The sequence below is a fragment of the Anoxybacillus sp. FSL W8-1294 genome, from assembly GCF_037965005.1.
Taxonomy (GTDB): domain Bacteria; phylum Bacillota; class Bacilli; order Bacillales; family Anoxybacillaceae; genus Anoxybacillus; species Anoxybacillus flavithermus_G.
Genome location: NZ_CP150179.1, coordinates 674,162 through 696,016 on the forward strand (window position 1 = coordinate 674,162; position 21,855 = coordinate 696,016).

Below are 21,855 nucleotides of genomic sequence, written 5' to 3' on the forward strand. Positions count from 1 at the left end.
TCTTTATTATTTTGGAGGGATGTGTGTGCGAAACATCTTTTTTCTTCTTTTTATCGTTATTCCAGCGCTAGAAATTGTCGTTCTTGTTTTGTCGGGACAGGCGATCGGGGTTTGGCCGACATTTGCGCTTATTGTCGCCACGGGCATCATCGGTGCGTTTTTAGCGAAGCGACAAGGATTATATACGCTTGAACGGGCGAAGCATGAGTTGATGAACGGGCGTATACCGAGCGATGCGTTATTAGACGGTGTTTGTATTTTAGTCGGTGGGACGTTGTTGTTAACACCAGGGTTTATTACTGATACAGTAGGTTTTATTTTACTTCTCCCATTTGCGCGTGAAAAAATAAAACCGTGGCTTGTGCGCGTATTTAAATGGATTTTTTATACAAAAACATGGATTTACATTCGAAAATAAAAGCATAAGCTCGCCGCTTATGCTTCTTTTTTTCCGATAATAAAGTTCCAAATATCTTGAAAGACGCCAGCATGATGCAACGTTCGCCCAATGACGAGCAATACCGGCCCAACGATTAAACCGAGAAACCCGATCAATTTGAAACCGACGAATAAAGCGATCAACGTTGCTAACGGATCAAGTCCGATATTCGAAGAAAGAAGTTTCGGCTCCATCACCTGCCGTTGTACGAGAACGACAATATACAGCACGCTAAGTCCGATCGCAAAATGAGTTTCACCACTTATTGCGGCATAAATGATCCATGGAACGAATACTAATCCCGTTCCTAAGTAAGGTAAAACATCGACAATGCCAATAATAAGGGCGATAGTAATCGCATATTCTACGCGCAAAATAAGCAATCCGACTAATACGATGAGCGTCGTAATGGAAATGAGTGTCGCCTGTGCTTTAAGAAAGCCAAATAGCGCCTTTTTTAATTCGGCAAACACTTTTGTCGTACTCGACTGCACTTTGGTTGGTAACAATTTTTGAAACAACGCTTTTAGCCGATACCAGTCTTTGCTTATAAAAAACGTGGCAAGCAACGAGAAAATAAAAATTGTTGCAAAATTAGGCAACCATCCAATAATGGAAGGAATATTTTGTAATATGTTTTGGATAAATTGCCCGACCGTTGTAGCAATTTTTGTTCCAACGGATTGAATGTTTGCCATAATCGTGTCTTGTTGAGATGTGTCTAAATTTTTAAAGAGTGCCGCTAGTTGGTTATAGAGCGGAATGATTTGGCTTGCCACAAACTGCTCTATATAAATGACAAGCTTTTGAAAATGATTTGGCACAACTGTCGCTAAATATTGTGTTCCAGTCACGATTTCCGCAACAAGGAGGGTAACGAGCCCAGCAACGAGTGCAAGTAAAAGAATTAAAACAACGATGACCGCCAACGCCCTTGGCATTTTCGCTTTCTTCTCTAATACATCAACGACCGGGTTAATAAAGTAAGCAATCGCTAACGCAATTAAAAACGGATATGTTAGCGTTGATACATAGTATAAGCTCGCTAACCCGGCAATGATGACAAAGATGACAAATAAAAAGCGAAGGGAGCGATATACGTAGTGAGTTGACATGTCCTCACCTCCCGTCTTTTGTCATTTATGACTATTATAATATACAATGCAAAGAAAGAAAAAGTTTCAAAGAAGGGGGCATATTTCATGCAGCCATTCATTTTTTTATTTATTCTTTTCGCTGTCGGTATCATTGCGAAAAATCAATCCCTCATAATCGCTGTACTATTTTTACTTATTGTGAAAAGTATCGGATTAAGTTCTAAAGTACTGCCGTATTTAGAGCAAAAAGGAATCCATCTTGGTGTAACAATCATTACGATTGCGGTCTTAGTTCCGATTGCAACTGGAAAAATAGGATTTAAAGAACTAACGGACTCTGTTCGCTCAATTTATGCTTGGATTGCGATGTTATCGGGTATTGCTGTTGCTTTGTTGGCAAAAGGAGGCGTGACATTGCTTGCGAAAGATCCGCATGTAACGACTGCGCTCGTTCTTGGTACTATTTTAGCCGTATCTTTATTCAAAGGAGTGGCTGTCGGCCCGTTAATAGGCGCAGGTATTGCTTATGTAATCATGAAAATAGTGGATATATTTTCATGATTGATTGCTTTTTTATAATAATATTTTTGAATTATGATGTCTTTTAGTTCACAAAAGTCTGATAATTGTTTATAATAATAGTGGAGCATGTACGAAACTATCGTGTATATTCCCCTGCTCGCTTCGTGAAGCGACTAGGTGAATATATAACAAAATGTAAGCATTTTCTTTGCATTTTTATTCAGCCGTTTTGAGCAATCGCTCGACGACGCGTTTTAACATGGGAAAAGGGGAATAAAAGAAAAAAAGGAGAGATGTAAGATGACAGTAACTCGCGGTCTCGAAGGGGTTGTAGCAACCACTTCCACAATTAGTTCAATCATCGATGATACGCTCACATATGTTGGGTATAATATCGATGACTTAGCAGAACATGCTACGTTTGAAGAGATCGTTTATTTGCTTTGGCATCGCAAATTGCCAAACAAAAAAGAGCTAGAAACGTTAACAAAGCAGTTGGCGGAACATGCCGATATTCCGCAACAAATCATTGATCACTTTAAAATGTATCCGCTTGATCAAGTTCATCCGATGGCGGCGCTTCGTACAGCGATTTCATTTCTTGGCTTATACGATGAAGAAGCGGAAGCAATGAACCCCGAAGCGAACTATCGCAAAGCTATTCGTTTACAGGCGAAAGTATCAACAATTGTTGCTGCGTTTTCGCGCGTTCGTAAAGGATTAGAACCTGTGCCACCGCGCAAAGATTTAAGTTTTGCGGCAAACTTTTTATATATGCTAACGGGTAAAGAGCCAGATCCAATTGCTGAGGAAGCGTTTAATAAAGCACTCGTGCTTCATGCGGATCACGAGTTGAATGCGTCAACGTTTACAGCGCGCGTCTGTGTTGCTACTTTGTCTGATGTATATTCAGGCATTACAGCGGCGATTGGAGCATTGAAAGGCCCGCTTCATGGTGGAGCAAATGAAGCGGTAATGAAAATGTTGACGGAAATCGGCACACTTGAAAATGTGGAAACATACATTCATAACAAATTAAATAATAAAGAAAAAATTATGGGCTTTGGTCATCGTGTGTATCGTCATGGAGACCCACGTGCAAAGCACTTGAAGAAAATGTCTGAAAAATTGACGAAGTTAACAGGTGAACCACATTGGTATGATATGTCGGTGAAAATTGAGGAGATTGTTACATCGACGAAAGGTTTGCCGCCAAATGTTGACTTCTACTCCGCTTCTGTTTACCATAGTTTAGGAATTGATCATGATTTATTTACACCAATTTTTGCGATTAGTCGCATGTCTGGATGGCTTGCGCACATTTTAGAGCAGTACGAAAACAACCGTCTCATCCGTCCACGTGCCGAATATACAGGACCTACGAGACAAGTATACGTGCCGCTTGAAGAACGTGCATAACATGCATAACAGTGGTTGCTCAAGGTGAGAAACTCGCCTTTCCCACCTTTTTTATACTACATCATTTGGAGGTCGTTATTGTGATGCAAGGTGAAAAAATTACGGTTACAAACGGGGTATTAAACGTTCCAAACTATCCGATTATTCCATTTATTGAAGGGGACGGGACAGGTCCCGATATTTGGGCAGCCGCATCTCGCGTATTAGAAGCAGCTGTGGAAAAAGCTTATAAAGGGGAGCGCAAAATCGTTTGGAAAGAAGTGCTTGCTGGTGAAAAAGCGTTTAAGTTGACTGGTGAATGGTTGCCACAAGAAACGCTTGATACGATTCGTGAATACATAATTGCGATTAAAGGACCGCTGACAACACCAGTAGGCGGTGGAATTCGTTCATTGAATGTTGCGCTTCGTCAAGAGCTCGATTTATTTGTGTGCTTACGCCCAGTTCGTTATTTTAAAGGAGTACCTTCTCCGGTCAAGCGTCCTGAAGATACAGACATGGTGATTTTCCGTGAAAATACGGAAGACATTTATGCGGGAATTGAGTATGCAAAAGGAACACCAGAAGTGAGAAAATTAATTGATTTCTTGCAAAATGAAATGGGTGTGCGTAAAATTCGCTTCCCTGAAACCTCGGGAATCGGTATTAAGCCAATTTCAGAAGAAGGTACGAAACGATTAGTGCGCGCAGCAATTAAATACGCCATTGAACATGGTCGCAAATCTGTCACGCTCGTTCATAAAGGAAACATTATGAAATATACAGAAGGTGCGTTCAAAAACTGGGGCTATGAATTAGCTGAGCAAGAATTCGGCGATCAAGTGTTTACTTGGGCGGAGTATGACCGCATCGTTGAAACGCACGGAAAAGAAGCTGCAAACCGCGCGCAAGCGGAAGCAGAAGCAGCAGGAAAAATCATTGTGAAAGATGCGATTGCAGATATTTTCTTGCAACAAATTTTAACTCGTCCGCGCGAGTTCGATGTTGTTGCAACAATGAACTTAAACGGTGACTACATTTCTGATGCGTTGGCAGCACAAGTAGGTGGCATCGGTATTGCACCAGGTGCAAATATTAACTATGAAACAGGCCATGCAATCTTTGAAGCAACGCACGGAACTGCACCAAAATATGCGGGATTGGATAAAGTAAATCCATCGTCGGTCATCTTATCTGGTGTCATGATGTTTGAACATCTTGGTTGGAATGAGGCGGCAAAACTGATCGTTGACTCTATGGAGAAGACGATTGCCTCAAAAGTCGTCACATATGACTTCGCTCGTTTAATGGAAGGCGCAACAGAAGTGAAATGTTCGGAATTCGCAGATGCTCTCATTCAAAACATGGGAGAATAAAATAAAAAAGGGGATGGAAGAACGTGGGTATGAAACGAAAAAAAATCTCAATTATCGGTGCTGGATTTACGGGAGCGACGACGGCGTTCATTTTAGCGCAAAAAGAGCTTGGGGACATCGTTCTTGTCGACGTTCCACAATTAGAAAATCCGACAAAAGGAAAAGCGCTCGATATGCTTGAGTCAAGCCCTGTTCTCGGATTCGACGCTAACATTATTGGCACGTCGGATTATGCGGATACCGCTGATTCGGATGTTGTTGTCATCACTGCGGGCATTGCGCGCAAACCAGGCATGAGCCGCGATGACTTAGTCACGACAAACCAAGGAATTATGAAGGCGGTCACGAAAGAAGTAGTCAAGTATTCGCCGAACTGCTTTATTATCGTATTAACGAATCCTGTTGATGCGATGACATATACGGTTTTTAAAGAATCTGGCTTTCCGAAAAACCGCGTCATCGGTCAATCTGGAGTATTAGATACCGCACGTTTCCGTACATTTGTTGCACAAGAGTTGAATTTATCTGTGAAAGATATTACAGGGTTTGTTTTAGGCGGTCATGGAGATGACATGGTGCCGCTTGTGCGCTATTCGTATGCAGGTGGCATTCCGCTTGAAACGTTAATCCCAAAAGAGCGGTTAGATGCCATTGTTGAACGTACGCGCAAAGGTGGCGGTGAAATTGTCAACTTACTTGGTAACGGTAGTGCCTATTATGCGCCAGCTGCATCCCTTGCTGAAATGGTTGAAGCGATCGTAAAAGACCAGCGCCGAGTTCTTCCAGCCATCGCTTATTTAGAAGGCGAATACGGGTATGAAGGAATTTATTTAGGTGTGCCAACGATTTTAGGTGGCAACGGAATCGAAAAAGTTATTGAGCTCGAGTTAACAGAGGAAGAAAAAGCGGCATTAGCAAAATCTGTTGAGTCGGTGAAAAATGTAATGAAAGTATTACAATAACAAAAATTCGGGGGTTCCCCCGAATTTTTGCATATGGTCAAACAAAGGTCAACAACCCAATGACTAAAGTCATGGGCTTGTAAGCCCCATGTTGACCAGACCAAGGCTTGAAACAGAGCCTACGTTATAGATGTCATGACACGGTGGGGTGCTTCTCCAGCCCTACCCTCTGTCGTGCAAGATTAAACAAGCGTGGTGGGTAGCGCTAGTGTCTTGCATATAACAAGCATCTATAACATGGTCGAGGAGAATATTACCTGCTTTATGCAGAGGAAAGGGGAGAACCCTATGGTTTTTGTATTAGATACAAATAAGCGTCCACTCGCCCCTTGTCATGAGGCGGTCGCAAGAAAGTTATTAAAGCAAGGAAAAGCAGCGATCTACAAACGCTATCCATTTACGATTATTTTAAAAGAAATTGTCGATAATTTTCGACCGAAAACACCGTATCGGCTCAAAATCGATTACGGAAGTAAACACACAGGACTTGCGATTGTGCGAGGAGAAGAAGTGTTGTGGCTTGCACAACTTGACCATCGCACAGACATCAAAGAGCGATTAGACAAAAGACGGGCGTTTCGTCGTGCAAGAAGAAAGCGAAAAACTCGATACAGAAAACCACGTTTTCTTAATCGTAGGAGAAAAGACGGGTGGTTGCCACCATCGTTAGAGAGTCGTGTGCAAAATATTCAAACATGGGTGGAACGTTTAAGGAAGATATGTCCGATTGAGCATATATCGTACGAGAACGCAAAGTTTGACACGCAACTCATGCGAAATCCTGAAATCAATGGTGTAGAGTATCAACAAGGTACGCTACAAGGATATGAAGTACGGGAGTATTTGCTCGAAAAGTTTGGACGAAAATGCTGTTATTGTGGAAAAGAAGGCGTTCCGCTTGAAATCGAGCATATCATTCCAAAATCGAGAGGTGGAACAGACCGAGTGGATAACCTATGTCTTGCCTGTCATGACTGTAATCAGCGCAAAGGAAGTAAGACAGCAGAAGAATTCGGGTATCCACATATTCAAGAAATGGTCAAAAAAACGCTAAAAGACGCAAGTGTAGTGAATGCCACTCGATGGAAAGTGTATGAAGTGTTAAAACAAAGCGGATGCGAAGTAGAGTGTGGAACAGGCGCACGAACGAAAATGAATCGAATACGATTAGGACTACCGAAAATTCACTATTTTGATGCTTGTTGTGTAGGCGAAAGCACGCCACTCCAATTGCATTTCAAAACAAAAGAAGCATTATTTATCAAGGCAAAAGGACGCGGAAGTCGCTCTCGTACAAATCTTGATAAGTATGGCTTTCCAAGAGGATTTTTGGCAAGACAAAAGTTCTTCTTTGGTTTTCAAACAGGGGACATGGTTAAGGCTGTTATCCCAAGAGGGAAATATCAAGGCGTTTGGTTTGGCGAAGTATCATGCAGAAAGACTGGAAGTTTCGATATTAAAGGTAAGGACGGTAAACGTATCGCACAAGGAATAAATTATAGATATGTCCAAGTCATTCAGCGATTCGACGGATACACATATCGAAGGGAGGGAATGAACATTGCGTAAGGTGCAATTCCTCCCCGTGCCTTAAGGCAGGGGCTTCCTTGCGCAAGTGTTCGTGAAGAAATATTAGTTGGGTCATTGCGTGTCGTTCCGCCATATCCGTTCGTTGAAGAGAAAGCGTTAGATAACTTTTAAAAAGAGGCTTTTGCCTCTTTTTTGTTTTTTTCTTTTCAAATAACTCGTTATAATAAAAATGTAACAAATTTACGTTGTTGGAGGATGGCTATGTCGAAACGTGTGTTAGTTGTCGATGATGAGCAGTCGATCGTCACGTTGCTAGAGTACAATTTAAAGCAGGCAGGGTTTATTGTATTGACAGCTTATGATGGAGAACAAGGACTTCATAAAGCGTTAGAGGAACGCCCTGATTTCATCATTCTCGATTTAATGCTACCGAAATTAGATGGAATTGAAGTATGTAAACATTTGCGTCAACAAAAAGTGATGACCCCTATTTTAATGTTGACAGCAAAAGATGACGAATTTGATAAAGTGCTTGGTCTTGAATTAGGTGCCGATGACTATATGACAAAGCCGTTTAGCCCACGTGAAGTAGTAGCACGTGTGAAGGCGATTTTACGTCGAACGGTGATTCATGAACAAGAGGAAAAGCAAAATCATAGTGACGATTCGCTCGTTGTCGGACAACTAAAAATTTTCCCTGATCGTTATGAAGCTTATTTTGCACAACAAAGATTAGAACTCACCCCGAAAGAATTTGAACTACTAGCATACTTAGCGAAATATAAAGGTCGTGTCTTAACACGTGATCAATTATTAAGTGCAGTATGGAACTACGATTTTGCTGGGGATACACGCATTGTCGATGTGCATATTAGTCATTTGCGTGACAAAATCGAACATGATACGCGAAAGCCTGTGTATATTAAAACGATACGTGGCTTAGGGTATAAACTGGAGGAGCCGAAAGCGGATGAATAAATTTCGCTCTCGCCTACTGATTGGGCTTGTTTCCGTCATTTTATCCGTGTTGTTTGGCCTAGGTTTGTTATTAGGTCAATTGTTTCAAAAATTTTATGCAGACACGGTACATGATCGAATAGAGAAAGAGGCAAAACTTTTGGCTTTATACATGGAAAATAAATCGTTCCAATCTAATATGTTTAAGCAACAATTACAAGCAATTAGCGACACGTTGTCGGCGCGCATCACGATTGTTGATCGTGAAGGACAGATCATGTTTGATACAAACAATTACGTATCAATTGATGAAAAACGTCATAAAACATTCATTCGAACGTTACTAAAACAAGAAGATCGTCCTGTTATTTTTCAAGAAGAACAAAATGTATATTATTATGCTGTACCATTTTGGCAGCGTGACCAGAAGCTCGGACATATTGTCATGAGTTTATCTATGGATGCGATCGAGCAGGTAGATGAACAAATTTGGCTGTTGCTTACGCTTAGCTTAAGCATTGCTTTTTTCATTATTCTTTTATTAGGTATTAAAATTACAAATCAATATACAAAGCCGATTGAAGCGGCAACAAAAGTAGCGATGGAGTTGGCGCGCGGCAATTATAAAGCGCGGACGTATGAAAGTAGAGAAGATGAAACAGGGATGCTCAGCCAGTCGTTAAACATTTTGGCGCGGAATTTGCAGGAGATGGTACGGATGCAAGAGATGCAACAAGACCGCTTGCGTGCCCTCATCGAAAATATAGGGAGCGGCTTAATTTTAATCGATCAGCGAGGCTACATTTCTCTCATGAACCGCGCATATAAAGAAATGTTCCATATCGATCCGTCTGACTATGTTCATCGTTTATATTATGAGGCGTTCCCATATAAGGAAGTGATTGCACTTGTAGAAGAAATATTTATGACAGAGGTAAATGTACGTAAACAAATGCTCCTTCCGATCGACATTGAACGGAAACATTTTGAAGTGTACGGAACGCCAATTATTGGGACAAACGACGAATGGAAAGGAATTATCGTTGTGTTCCATGATATTACTGAGCTAAAAAAACTTGAACAAATGCGCAAAGATTTTGTCGCCAATGTTTCTCACGAGTTAAAAACACCGATTACGTCCATTAAAGGTTTTGCAGAAACGTTGTTAGATGGGGCGATGCACGATGCTCAAACGCTTGAATACTTTTTAACGATTATTTTAAAGGAAAGTGAGCGTCTTCAACATTTAATTCAAGATTTGCTTGATTTGTCAAAAATCGAACAGCAAGGATTTACGTTAAATATATCCGTTGTTGACTTGCATGAAGTATTGAAGGAAGTTATCGTTATGCTTGAAGCGAAAGCAAACGATAAACAAATCACATTGGAATGTACATCGAATGCACCGCTTTGTTATATGTATGGCGATTTACATCGTTTAAAGCAAATTTTTATTAATTTAATTAATAACGCGATCGCTTATACACCAGCTGGTGGACGCGTAACGGTCTATGTGGAGAAAGATGATAAAGAGATACACGTTCATGTAAGTGACACAGGAATTGGAATTGAACAAAAAGAAATTCCACGTATTTTTGAACGATTTTATCGTGTGGACAAAGCACGAAGTCGCAACTCAGGTGGTACGGGTCTTGGATTAGCGATCGTGAAACATTTAGTGGAGGCGCATCACGGTACAATTTCCGTAAAAAGCAAAGTGGGAGTAGGTACGACGTTTACTGTTCATTTCCATGTTGACGCTTACAGCAATGAATGATTTTTAACGATATATTTACAATTGATTTACCATATATTAAAAAAATATTGATAACATAACAGGTGAAAACCCCTTCATCCAAGAATCCGATTGTCTTGGAATAGGCGAGGACAGCGAACGTTCTCGTCTTTTTTCTTTTTTGGAGGCAATCATGGTAAAATAAGCGTAAATGAATACAAGAGGAGGTTTTCGGTTTGGCAAACAAACTCGTTTTAATTGATGGTAATAGCATCGCTTATCGCGCTTTTTTTGCATTGCCGCTCTTACATAACGATAAAGGCATTCATACAAACGCCATTTACGGTTTTACAATGATGTTAATGAAACTCATTGAAGAAGAAAAGCCGACGCATATGCTTGTCGCGTTTGACGCAGGAAAAACGACATTTCGTCATGAAGTATATACAGAATATAAAGGTGGGAGACAAAAAACGCCACCAGAATTATCGGAACAGTTTCCGTTTTTACGCGAACTGCTGGATGCATATAACATTCGTACGTACGAACTTGAAAATTATGAAGCAGACGATATTATCGGAACGCTTGCCACCAAAGCAGAAAAAGAAGGGTTTGACGTCGTCATTATTTCGGGAGATCGCGATTTGACACAATTAGCGTCGGAACGTATTCATGTTCATGTCACGAAAAAAGGCATAACAGATATGGAGCGATATACACCGGAATACGTATTTGAGAAGTATGGGCTAACGCCTGCACAAATTGTTGATTTGAAAGGATTAATGGGCGATGCATCAGATAATATTCCAGGCGTTCCGGGAGTCGGAGAGAAAACAGCATTAAAATTATTAAAAGAATATGGAACGATTGAACATGTACTTGCCTCACTTGAACATATTTCTGGAAAAAAATTGAAGGAAAACTTACAAACGTACCGTGAACAAGCGTTACTAAGTAAACAGTTGGCAACCATTCATCGTGATGTTCCATTGACACTATCGCTCGATGAGTTAGCATGGGAGTCATATGATAGCGAGCGGGTGGCAGCGTTATTCCAAGAGCTCGGTTTCACTTCGCTTATGGACAAAATTGGTCAAATTTCACAAGAACAACTATCATTAACCGATATTTCGTTTGTTACGGTTCAAGCGATTGATGAGCACATGTTGACAAAAGAAGGTGCACTTGTTGTTGAAGTGATGGATGCGAATTATCATCAAGCGCCTATTCTTGGCTTTGCGCTTGTGAATGAGCGTGGACACTTTTTTATTCCGACGGACATAGCTCTCGCTTCATCACGATTTAAAAGATGGCTTGAAGATGAGCAATGTAAAAAAAGTGTGTTTGATGCCAAACGAGCGATCGTTGCGCTGAAGTGGAACGGTATTGAACTTAAAGGTGTCGATTTTGATCTATTATTAGCTGCATACTTGCTCAATCCGACCGATGCGAATGGGGATGTGGCGGCCGTTGCAAAAACGAAGCAATATACGGATGTACAAAGCGACGAAGAAGTATATGGAAAAGGAGCGAAACAAGCTATTCCGCCGACAAATGTATTAGCTGAACATCTCGTACGAAAGGCGAAAGCGATCGCTTCGTTGAAAGAAACATATATTCAAGAACTAAAGCGAAATGAACAATTTGAATTGCTTGTACATTTAGAATTACCGCTTACGTTTATTTTAGCACAAATGGAATTTTACGGTGTGAAAGTGGATGTTGATCGTTTGGAACAGATGGGAAAAGAGTTCACTGCTCAACTCGAACAAATTGAGCAACGCATTTATGAACTTGCAGGAACAACGTTTAACATTAATTCCCCGAAACAACTAGGAACGATTTTATTTGAAAAACTTCAGTTGCCGATTGTGAAAAAAACGAAAACGGGTTACTCTACCTCCGCGGACGTTCTAGAAAAGTTAGCGCCATACCATGAAATTATTGAGCAAATTTTACACTATCGTCAGCTCGGAAAATTACAATCCACATATGTCGAAGGATTAATGAAAGTCGTCCGAAAAGATACAGGAAAAGTGCATACGATTTTTCAACAAGCGTTGACTCAAACGGGACGTTTAAGCTCTACAGAGCCTAATTTACAAAATATCCCTATTCGTATTGAGGAAGGAAGAAAAATTCGTCAAGCGTTTGTCCCATCCTCAGACGATTGGGTTATTTTTGCAGCTGATTATTCTCAAATCGAGTTGCGCGTTTTAGCGCATATTGCTAATGATGAAAATTTAATTGCCGCGTTTCACCACGACCTTGATATTCATACGAAAACGGCGATGGATATTTTTCATGTCAAGGAAGACGAAGTGACCGCTCATATGCGCCGTCAAGCGAAAGCAGTCAATTTTGGCATCGTTTACGGGATTAGCGACTACGGATTATCGCAAAACTTAGGCATCACGCGCAAAGAGGCAGCCGAATTTATTGAACGATATTTTCGAAGTTATCCGGGTGTAAAGCGGTATATGGAAGAGATCGTACAAGATGCAAAACAAAAAGGATATGTGACGACATTGCTTCATCGTCGCCGTTATTTGCCGGATATTACAAGTAGTAACTTTAACGTTCGCAGTTTTGCTGAGCGAACAGCGATGAACACGCCAATTCAAGGAAGCGCTGCGGATATTATTAAAAAAGCGATGATTGATTTAGCTAAGCGTCTGCATGAAGAACGACTGCAAACTCGTTTGTTGCTGCAAGTACATGACGAATTGATTTTAGAAGCACCAAAAGAAGAAATTGAATTGTTGAAAAAAATCGTACCAGATGTGATGGAGAACGCAGTATCATTACGTGTTCCGTTAAAAGTCGACTATCATTTTGGTCCAACATGGTATGATGCGAAGTAACGAAAGGGGGGAGCAACCATGCCAGAATTACCTGAAGTCGAAATGGTGAGGCGGACATTGCTTCCACTTGTTGTTGGTAAAACGATCGAACGTGTGAAAGTGCATTGGTCAAAAATTATTCAGCACCCTGATGTAGCTACGTTTTGTGAGTGTCTGAAAGGACAGACGATTCACGATATTCAGCGGAGAGGTAAATTTTTACTCTTTCAATTGGATGATGTCGTCCTCGTTTCTCATTTGCGGATGGAAGGACGTTATATATATGAAAAAGAAGATGCTCCATTTGATCAACATACACACATTTTTTTTACATTCACAGATCAGACGGAACTTCGTTATCGCGATGTGCGCAAATTTGGTACGATGCATTTATTTAATAAAGGTGAAGAATTCCGTGTCCCTCCTTTATCAAGTATTGGGGTTGAGCCGTTCGATGAGCAATTTACGGTTGCATGGCTTACAGATCGACTTCAACGAACAAAACGTACAATAAAAGCGACATTGCTTGATCAAACGATTGTCGCAGGATTAGGCAATATTTATGTCGATGAAGTATTATTTCGTTCGTCCATTCATCCAGAGCGGACAGCAACGACGTTAACGATACGGGAAATCGAAGCATTACATGAGGCAATTGTTCAAACGATACAAGAAGCGATTGAAAAAGGTGGAAGTACCGTTCGAACATATGTGAATACGCAAGGGAAGACAGGGACGTTTCAAACGCAATTGTATGTATACGGCCGTGCCAACATGCCATGCCGTCGTTGTGGAAATCCCATTTCCAAAACAACTGTAGCCAATCGCGGCACACATTATTGTAAACATTGTCAAACGTAATGTAAGAACATTGCCTAGACCTCTTCCATATACTATGGTAGCTTTTCAAGGAAGGGGCGGGCGTATATGATTACATGGTCTTTATTTTTGCTTGCGTTTGCTGTAAGCATTGATGGGTTGACTGTCGGTATTACGTATGGTATGCGGAATGTACATGTTCCTCTTCGTTCGTTGCTGATTATTTCGTTTTTTTCATGCATGACATTTGTAGTAGCGATGGGCATTGGTCGCATGTTATATATGTTTTTTTCGCCAACCGTTGCCAACGCAATGGGTGGGGGGATATTAATCATATTAGGATTATGGATGATTATTCAATCCGTGCTCAAGAGAGATAAAAATGAAGAAAAATTTTTAATGAACGTAGAAATTCGTTCGCTCGGCATTGTCATTCAAATTTTGCACAAACCAACGATGGCTGATTTTGACCGTTCAGGAACGATTACAGGGATGGAGGCTGTATTTTTAGGAATCGCCTTGTCGCTCGATGCGTTTGGAGCAGGCGTAAGCGCGGCGCTTTTAAACTATTCGGTAGCGTTTACTACATTTCTCGTTTGCTTGCTTAGCTTTAGTTTCTTATTTAGCGGATTGAAAATTGGAAAATCGTTTAGAAAGTATGACTGGCTACAAAAATACTCGTTTTTACCTGGGATTATGCTTATTGTCATTGGTATTTTTAAAATGAGATAGGGGTGAAGGCGTTGTTAACGATCGGATTAACAGGGGGTATCGCTAGTGGAAAAAGTACGGTCGCGGCGATGTTCCGTGACTTACATATTCCTGTCATTGATGCAGATGAAATCGCTCACCGTGTCACAGCCATCGACGGTGAGGCGTATCAATCAATTGTTGAAACGTTTGGAAGCGACATTTTAGACTCAAATGGTGCGATTGATCGACGTAAGCTTGGTGCGATTGTATTTCATGATGAACAAAAGCGAAAACAGTTAAATGCCATCGTTCATCCGCTCGTACGTAAACATATGCTACAACAAAAAGAGCAATATGCAAGAAGAGGGGAAAAATCTGTTGTTCTCGATATTCCGCTTTTATTTGAAAGTAAATTAGAACATCTCGTTGATCGTATTCTTGTCGTATATGTAGACGAACAAACGCAGCTACGGCGTCTTTGTGAGCGTAACGGTTTTTCCGTTGAAGAAGCATGGGCGCGTATAAAATCGCAAATGCCGCTCGAACAAAAACGAAAAAAAGCAGATGCTGTCATCGATAATAACGGAACGATTGAAGAAACGAAACGACAATTGCATGCATGTTTAATGCGTTGGGGTATCCTTGAAAAATAGGACGCCCTTTTTTATTTTTTTATAGCATAAACACCTTAAAAATGTTATACTATTTTTGTGAATAACAGATAAATAGTATAACATATATACTGAAAGGGGCTATATAATGAAAGCGAGAGTAGCGATTAACGGGTTCGGACGCATTGGACGTATGGTGTTCCGAAAAGCTATTATGGACAATGATGTTGACATTGTAGCCATTAATGCGAGCTATCCGCCTGAAACGTTAGCTCATTTAATAAAATATGATTCGAACCATGGTAAATTTGATGGGGATGTCGTTCCTGTTGAAGATGGTTTAATTGTAAATGGAAAAAAAGTACAACTATTAAATTCACGTGATCCACGACTATTACCGTGGGGAGAGCTTCAAATCGATATCGTTATCGAAGCAACGGGAAAGTTTAACGCAAAAGAAAAGGCGATGATGCACGTCGAAGCGGGAGCAAAGCGTGTTATTTTAACTGCACCAGGAAAAGATGAGGATGTCACGATTGTAATGGGAGTCAATGAACATATGCTTTCTCCAGAGCACGTCATCATTTCAAACGCTTCATGTACAACAAACTGTTTAGCGCCCGTTGTGAAAGTGCTTGATGAAGCGTTTGGCATCGAAAATGGACTTATGACAACTGTTCATGCCTACACAAACGATCAAAAAAACATCGACAATCCACATAAAGATTTACGTCGAGCACGTTCATGCGCACAATCGATCATTCCGACAACAACAGGTGCGGCTAAAGCCTTAGCACTTGTATTGCCACATTTAAAAGGAAAAATGCACGGCATGGCGTTGCGCGTTCCGACGCCAAACGTTTCACTTGTTGACGTCGTTGTCGATGTGAAAAAAGATGTGACAGTCGATGAAGTGAATGAAGCATTTATGCAAGCAGCTCGCGGGGAGTTAAAAGGCATTTTAGACGTGACGATGGAACCGCTTGTATCCATTGATTTTAATACAAATCCACATTCTGCGATTGTTGATGGGTTATCGACAATGGTGATCGAAAATCGGAAAGTAAAAGTGTTAGCATGGTATGATAACGAATGGGGCTATTCTTGTCGCGTTGTTGATTTAGCAAAACTAGTTGCGAAACAATTGTTAAAAAATGAAGCGGTTGCGAATGTATAACGCTGGGGTTCCCAGCGTTATTTTTCTGCCCATTTGATAAAAAAATAAAAAACGATATTGAAAAAAATATATAAACGAAGTATACTATGTTTCGTGAACTTCTTGAACGCGTGGTAATGTGACTACTTAAAGGGTTAGGACCTCTTTGGACTAACTTTCCCCCGTGGTAGTTATACATTCCAGAAAGCAAAAGAAATTCATCGTTTATTTTTTTCAAAATTTATAAAAGGGGGATACGATCATGGATACAATGGGTCGTCACGTTATCTCAGAACTTTGGGGATGCGATTTTGATAAGTTAAATGACATGGAGTTTATTGAAAAAACATTTGTTGATGCAGCGTTAAAGTCTGGTGCTGAAATTCGTGAAGTTGCGTTTCATAAATTTGCACCACAAGGCGTTAGCGGTGTTGTCATCATTTCTGAATCACATTTAACTATCCATAGTTTTCCTGAGCATGGCTATGCTAGCATTGATGTGTACACATGTGGTGATTTAGATCCAACGATTGCGGCGGATTACATCGCTGAAGCATTAGGTGCGCAAACGCGTGAAACAATTGAATTGCCTCGTGGTATGGGTCCAATTGAAATTAAACAAGCAAAAGCTTTATAATAAAGTGTAAGAGAAAAAGAGGTGTAGATTCTGCACCTCTTTTTTATCATTCATTGAAAAGTGAGGAGACGAACAGTGAAATGGAAGCATATACTAACAAATCATAATGAAACATCTGAACGTCATTCGGATGAACAGCTAAAAAGCCGTTATTACAAAACGACACAATCCACTGCATTACAAGTAGTGAAAGAAATGTTTGAACAGATGGATGGGTGTCGTATTGTAGCGATATCAGAAGAACGAGGAGAAATGAGCGTATCGCTAACGAAAGGAAAAAAAGCGTTTATCGTCGTGACGGTTATTTCTGTTCGACCGTTTGAAACAGCAATTGACTTTTCAGTGACAACGGAAACAACATGGCTTCCTGTTGATTTCGGATTTAGTCGCCAGCTCATCATCCGCTTGTATGACGAATTAGCGAAACGATTAACATACATCGGGTCGGGAATATATGGAGAGTATGAGTAAAATGTTTGTGGGAGAAAAAAAGACAGGTTCCTGATTTGGTATAATAAGGAACCTGTCAGATATGTAAGCAAAATAGATGAAAAACGGGCTCTCTTCCTGGTAAGGTAGTAAGTGCGAAAAAAATACAACCAAAGAAAGGAGTGGAGCCCATGCAGGATTATATCACAAACGGCTTGACATTAAAAGAGATCGAACAGTCTTTATTTAGACATATGCAAAAACAATATGGTCATCTCCTTCAACAGGTGTTGGAGGAGATCGACCGCACATTGGCAGAACAGCGGGACAAGAAACGATATGCGCTCAAAGATAAGCGGACGATCCGACTCCAAACGCTATTTGGAGAGGTGGAAGTGAAGCGAAACTACTACTTTGACCGTGAAAAAAAGGTGTATACGTCTTTACTCGATGTCTTTCTTCAGTTCGATGGGGCGCATGGAGTGAGTCCGCTATTAGAGGAGACAGCGATTCATCTCGCCGTGACGGGTTCTTCGTATCGACAGGCTGCGCAGTCGCTTGAAAAGCTGGTGGGGTATGCATGTATGAGTCACGAAACGATTCGCCAGTCCATCATCGAGGCAGAGGTGGAAGGGCACCGTGCGATGGAGAAAAAAGGGCGCGTGTTTTTTATCGAAGCAGACGGGTTGTACGTGAAACGTCAACGAAGCCGCATCAAAGGAAAAGAAGAAAAGATCATCACGATTCACCAAGGATGGGAGAAAAACGGGAAACGCGTATCCTTAGTGAATCGACGGTATATGGTTCATCAAACGAATGAACCGATTTGGGAAGCTGTAGAGAATTTTCTGATGAAGGAATACAGCTATGATCCGTTTGAGGATTGGGTGGTCATCAATGGAGATGGAGCCCCATGGATTACAGCGTGTCGAGAATATTTCGGGGACAGGGGGTACTTTCAGCTTGATCGGTTCCATGTGGCAAGAGAGATTCGTCAATTGTTCCGAGGTCATGCGAGATATCGGGTGATTCGAAAGAAGTTAGCATCATGGGATGAAGAAGGCGTGTTACGAGAACTCACAAGTGCCATCGGTACGTTAGAACATGAGGAGAAGGAAAAGCAACTCGAGGCGCTTGTTCGTCGAATCGAGGAGATGCCAGGATGTTTGCGTGACTATCGCGTATGGTTGAAGGAAAAAGGGATTGACACGACAAACATGAGGGCGATGGGGAGTGCGGAAGCAACGATGCATGTGTTTGCGAAACGAAGTAAAAACGGTCGAAGTTGGAGGGATGCAGGGATTGAAGCGATGTTGCGAGCGATCGTCGCGATAAAAGATACGTTACTCATTCGGACACGCGATGGAGTGATGTATGGCGTGGAAGAACGAGAAGAAACGAAACGAGAAACGATCGTGAAAAAGGCACTGAAGCGCGTGCAAACGCAAATGACAGAAGTGGTACGAGATAACATCCCATACCTTCGCCAATCTTCAGGGACACCGATTTACGAGGCATTGCAAGCATTGAAAGGTTTTTAAAACGAGAGAAAACGCACATACCTACAGGATGAGAGTAAGTAAAAGCGCTTACATATAACGATTTTATAAAACCATATATAACCAAAAAAATCGGTCGAGAAAAAAATCTCCCACAAAGTCTTGACTCAAACATATGGAGAGAAGTAGTTGTACATCGTCCTTTTTTTGTCTACTATAAAAGTAAAATTACTGCTAGGGAGCTGATATATATGAAATGCCCGTCGTGTCACCACAACGGAACGCGTGTGCTCGACTCGCGTCCTGTTGATGAAGGGCGTTCTATTCGTCGCCGTCGTGAATGTGAACGTTGTCATTTTCGCTTTACAACGTTTGAGAAAGTGGAAGAATCGCCGCTTATTGTTGTCAAAAAAGAAGGAACACGAGAAGAATTTAGCCGTGAAAAAATATTGCGCGGTCTCATTAAAGCGTGCGAAAAGCGTCCGGTTGCCCTTGAACAATTAGAAGAAGTAACGCGGCAAATTGAGCGGGAATTACGCAATAGCGGCATGAATGAGGTGAAAAGCGAAACGATCGGTGAAATGGTGATGGAACGATTGTCCAAAATTGACGAAGTCGCTTATGTTCGTTTTGCTTCTGTATACCGCCAGTTTAAAGATTTAAACGTCTTTATCGAGGAATTAAAAGAACTAATAAAAAAAGAACAAGGAGAAAGGGCATAATATGCTCTTTTTCATATGAAGAAGGTCGATAATATGGAATATAGTTGGAAAGAATTAATTGCGGTCGACCGATATATTGTCCACGCCAATGGTGTTTTAAGTGAACTAGATCGGAAAGTATTGACACTGTTATATCAACCGTTAATTGGTGCGCAAGCGTATAGTTTATATATGACGTTATGGAGCGAACTTGAGCAAACACGCTTATGGAGTGAAGAGACGACACACCATAGTTTAATGGCAATTATGCAATGCAGTTTGCCAACGATATACGCTGAACGTTTAAAACTTGAGGGAATCGGGTTGTTAAATACGTATATGAAGCGAACGAATGCAGATGATGAACGCGTATTTATTTACGAGCTTCGCCTTCCCCTTACACCAGAACAATTTTTCACTGATGGTGTGTTAAATGTATTTTTATATGATCGTGTAGGAAAAACGAAATTTCAAAAGTTGAAAAAGTTTTTTTCTGATCGTGCTATCGATCGCACTTCTTTTGTACCTGTGACGCGCTCATTTCACGATGTATTTTCATCGATCCAGCCTGAAAAAATGATTCATAAGTTAGGCGACGAAGCGAAGCAAGAAGTAACGCTCCAAGACGGGCATCAGTATATAGGAAAAGAACAAGCGATGTATACGATGCAAGATGATATATTTGATTTTGACGCATTTTATGCAGGACTGTCTCATCATCTCGTCCCACGTCGTGCGATTACTGCAAAAGTGAAAGATGCGATCAAAAAGCTAGCTTTTTTATATGGCATTGGTCCGCTTGACATGCAAAAAATTGTGATGAGCGTCATCGATCCCTCAGAACAAATTGATATCGAATCATTAAGAAAAGCGGCGCAAGAATGGTATCAATTTGAACGTGGTGAGGCGCTTCCGCGGCTATATGATCGCGTGCAACCGTTAGCGGAGCGGACGATGGCGCATGTCGAGCCAAAAAACGAAGAAGAATATTTAATGAAACAGCTCGAAACCGTTTCACCGAGACAGTTGCTTATGGACTTTTCTGGTGGAGCTGAACCGGCGTTAGCGGATTTGCAGCTAATTGAAGAAATGATGTTTAAGCAAAAACTGCCACCAGGCGTCATGAATGTGCTTATTTATTACGTCATGTTACGTACAGATATGAAGCTTCCGAAAAAATATGTAGAAAAAATTGCTAGTTCGTGGGCGAGAAAAAAAGTGCGTACGGTCAAACAAGCGATGGAATTGGCGAAAAAAGAAGCGCGTGAATACGAAACATTTATGAAAGAAAAAGAGGAAAAAGGGTCGAAAAAGCCGATTCGTACTGAGATGTTGCCAGATTGGTTACAAACAGACTATTCACAATTTGAACGAAAACAAATGAGATCGGAAGAAGAGCTAGAACAAAAACGGCGCGAGTTGGAAGAACGGTTGAAAAAGCCGAAAAGTTAGGGGATAAATGATGAAACCAATTCGGGAAACTATCCACCATTTGATGAATCGTCATGATTTTAAAGAGCGATATGAGGCGATGAAACGCGATATTTTAAACGATCCACACGTTCAATCGTTTTTACGTGGTCATGATGTGACAGATGCGATGTTAAATCGCCATCTTGGCAAATTGTATGAGTTTGTACAACAAAGTAAACATTGTGAGCGTTGTTCAAGTTTAGAACAGTGTCCTAATTTGCTGAAAGGTTATACACCACATTTAATTTGGCAAGGGAAAAACATTGATGTGCAATACGAGCGCTGCGCTCGCAAAGTGCAAGAAGATGAACGAAAAAAACAACAATCGCTCATTCGTAGTTTGTTTATCCCGCGTGATATGTTACAAGCATCATTTGATAAGCTAGAAACGGACGATCTTGGGCGTATTGAAGCGATCGAACTTGCGAATACATTTGCATCGACGTATGAAGTAGGTAAACGAATAAAAGGGCTATATTTATATGGATCATTTGGAGTAGGAAAAACATACTTGTTAGCAGCGATGGCGAATGAATTAGCTCAAAGACATATTGCTTCATTTCTTGTGTACGTGCCGGAATTTGTTCGTTCATTAAAATCGGCACTTCAAACGGACGCGTTTCAAGATACGATCGAATATGCGAAGCAAGTGCCTGTGCTTATGCTTGATGATTTAGGAGCAGAATTAATGTCAAGTTGGTGGCGCGATGAGGTGCTCGGTCCGATTTTGCAATATCGCATGCTTGAGCATTTGCCGACATGCTTTACATCAAATTTCGATTTAAAACGTCTTACTCACCATCTTGCCCATTCGCAGCGCGGTGAAGAAGAGCAAGTGAAAGCAGCGCGAATCATTGAACGAATTGTCTATTTAGCTACTCCGATCGAAATGAAAGGAAAAAATCGCCGAATCGACATGTGATAAACAGACGGTGTCCCCCATATATATAAAACAAGCATGTTTCGGGAAAAGGGGGG

Annotated in this window: 20 protein-coding genes; 19 read left to right on the forward strand and 1 reads right to left on the reverse strand. The window is 41.0% G+C overall.

The annotated features are described in order from the left end of the window. Positions 1-25 precede the first annotated feature (25 nt). A complete protein-coding gene (locus NSQ23_RS03640; protein ID WP_339173006.1) occupies positions 26-418 on the forward strand; it encodes an FxsA family protein in 393 nt (130 codons plus the stop codon). Positions 419-435: 17 nt separating this feature from the next. On the opposite strand, the gene ytvI is transcribed toward NSQ23_RS03640, so the two are convergent. Next, a complete protein-coding gene (gene ytvI, locus NSQ23_RS03645) occupies positions 436-1,554 on the reverse strand; it encodes a sporulation integral membrane protein YtvI (RefSeq protein WP_339173008.1) in 1,119 nt (372 codons plus the stop codon). Between the two features lie 87 nt (positions 1,555-1,641). Here ytvI and NSQ23_RS03650 point away from each other — a divergent pair, with 87 nt between their 5' ends. The 18 genes from NSQ23_RS03650 (at position 1,642) to dnaI (ending at position 21,799) form a co-directional block, all read left to right on the forward strand. Next, positions 1,642-2,097 (forward strand): DUF441 domain-containing protein, encoded by a 456-nt coding sequence (locus tag NSQ23_RS03650; protein ID WP_339173011.1) that lies wholly within the window; start codon positions 1,642-1,644, stop codon positions 2,095-2,097. 261 nt (positions 2,098-2,358) lie between these two features. Beyond that, positions 2,359-3,477 (forward strand): citrate synthase, encoded by a 1,119-nt coding sequence (gene citZ / locus NSQ23_RS03655; RefSeq protein WP_339173014.1) that lies wholly within the window; start codon positions 2,359-2,361, stop codon positions 3,475-3,477. Between the two features lie 80 nt (positions 3,478-3,557). Beyond that, positions 3,558-4,832: an NADP-dependent isocitrate dehydrogenase gene (icd, locus tag NSQ23_RS03660; RefSeq protein ID WP_035020117.1), complete on the forward strand. Its 1,275-nt coding sequence runs from the start codon at positions 3,558-3,560 to the stop codon at positions 4,830-4,832. 23 nt (positions 4,833-4,855) lie between these two features. Then, positions 4,856-5,794 carry a malate dehydrogenase gene (mdh, locus tag NSQ23_RS03665; protein WP_129000708.1) on the forward strand — a complete coding sequence of 313 codons (939 nt, stop codon included), beginning with the start codon at positions 4,856-4,858 and terminating at the stop codon, positions 5,792-5,794. 288 nt (positions 5,795-6,082) lie between these two features. Beyond that, positions 6,083-7,363 carry an RNA-guided endonuclease IscB gene (gene iscB / locus NSQ23_RS03670; protein ID WP_339174266.1) on the forward strand — a complete coding sequence of 427 codons (1,281 nt, stop codon included), beginning with the start codon at positions 6,083-6,085 and terminating at the stop codon, positions 7,361-7,363. A 222-nt stretch (positions 7,364-7,585) separates the two neighbouring features. Continuing rightward, on the forward strand, positions 7,586-8,302 hold the full coding sequence (locus NSQ23_RS03675) for a response regulator transcription factor (protein WP_004889078.1): 717 nt from the start codon (positions 7,586-7,588) through the stop codon (positions 8,300-8,302). Next, positions 8,295-10,058 (forward strand): ATP-binding protein, encoded by a 1,764-nt coding sequence (locus tag NSQ23_RS03680; protein WP_339173020.1) that lies wholly within the window; start codon positions 8,295-8,297, stop codon positions 10,056-10,058. Before NSQ23_RS03675 ends, NSQ23_RS03680 begins: the two co-directional genes overlap by 8 nt. A gap of 194 nt (positions 10,059-10,252) precedes the next feature. Further along, complete coding sequence (polA, locus tag NSQ23_RS03685; protein ID WP_339173023.1) at positions 10,253-12,880, forward strand: DNA polymerase I; 2,628 nt, start codon at positions 10,253-10,255, stop codon at positions 12,878-12,880. Between the two features lie 18 nt (positions 12,881-12,898). Beyond that, on the forward strand, positions 12,899-13,720 hold the full coding sequence (gene mutM / locus NSQ23_RS03690) for a DNA-formamidopyrimidine glycosylase (RefSeq protein WP_004889081.1): 822 nt from the start codon (positions 12,899-12,901) through the stop codon (positions 13,718-13,720). A 66-nt stretch (positions 13,721-13,786) separates the two neighbouring features. After that, the gene (ytaF, locus tag NSQ23_RS03695; RefSeq protein ID WP_339173026.1) at positions 13,787-14,410 is read left to right on the forward strand and encodes a sporulation membrane protein YtaF; all 624 of its coding nucleotides are present in this window, start codon (positions 13,787-13,789) and stop codon (positions 14,408-14,410) included. Positions 14,411-14,421: 11 nt separating this feature from the next. Continuing rightward, complete coding sequence (gene coaE, locus NSQ23_RS03700; protein ID WP_339173029.1) at positions 14,422-15,024, forward strand: dephospho-CoA kinase; 603 nt, start codon at positions 14,422-14,424, stop codon at positions 15,022-15,024. A 106-nt stretch (positions 15,025-15,130) separates the two neighbouring features. Beyond that, a complete protein-coding gene (locus tag NSQ23_RS03705; RefSeq protein WP_339173033.1) occupies positions 15,131-16,159 on the forward strand; it encodes a glyceraldehyde-3-phosphate dehydrogenase in 1,029 nt (342 codons plus the stop codon). Between the two features lie 241 nt (positions 16,160-16,400). After that, the gene (gene speD, locus NSQ23_RS03710) at positions 16,401-16,775 is read left to right on the forward strand and encodes an adenosylmethionine decarboxylase (protein ID WP_091702459.1); all 375 of its coding nucleotides are present in this window, start codon (positions 16,401-16,403) and stop codon (positions 16,773-16,775) included. Between the two features lie 75 nt (positions 16,776-16,850). Then, positions 16,851-17,246 (forward strand): cytosolic protein, encoded by a 396-nt coding sequence (locus NSQ23_RS03715; protein ID WP_339173038.1) that lies wholly within the window; start codon positions 16,851-16,853, stop codon positions 17,244-17,246. A 149-nt stretch (positions 17,247-17,395) separates the two neighbouring features. After that, positions 17,396-18,745: an ISLre2 family transposase gene (locus NSQ23_RS03720; RefSeq protein WP_339172569.1), complete on the forward strand. Its 1,350-nt coding sequence runs from the start codon at positions 17,396-17,398 to the stop codon at positions 18,743-18,745. A 209-nt stretch (positions 18,746-18,954) separates the two neighbouring features. Next, a complete protein-coding gene (gene nrdR / locus NSQ23_RS03725; RefSeq protein WP_004889087.1) occupies positions 18,955-19,425 on the forward strand; it encodes a transcriptional regulator NrdR in 471 nt (156 codons plus the stop codon). A 33-nt stretch (positions 19,426-19,458) separates the two neighbouring features. Next, on the forward strand, positions 19,459-20,856 hold the full coding sequence (locus NSQ23_RS03730) for a replication initiation and membrane attachment family protein (RefSeq protein WP_339173041.1): 1,398 nt from the start codon (positions 19,459-19,461) through the stop codon (positions 20,854-20,856). A gap of 10 nt (positions 20,857-20,866) precedes the next feature. Next, on the forward strand, positions 20,867-21,799 hold the full coding sequence (gene dnaI / locus NSQ23_RS03735) for a primosomal protein DnaI (RefSeq protein WP_339173044.1): 933 nt from the start codon (positions 20,867-20,869) through the stop codon (positions 21,797-21,799). Positions 21,800-21,855: the final 56 nt, after the last annotated feature.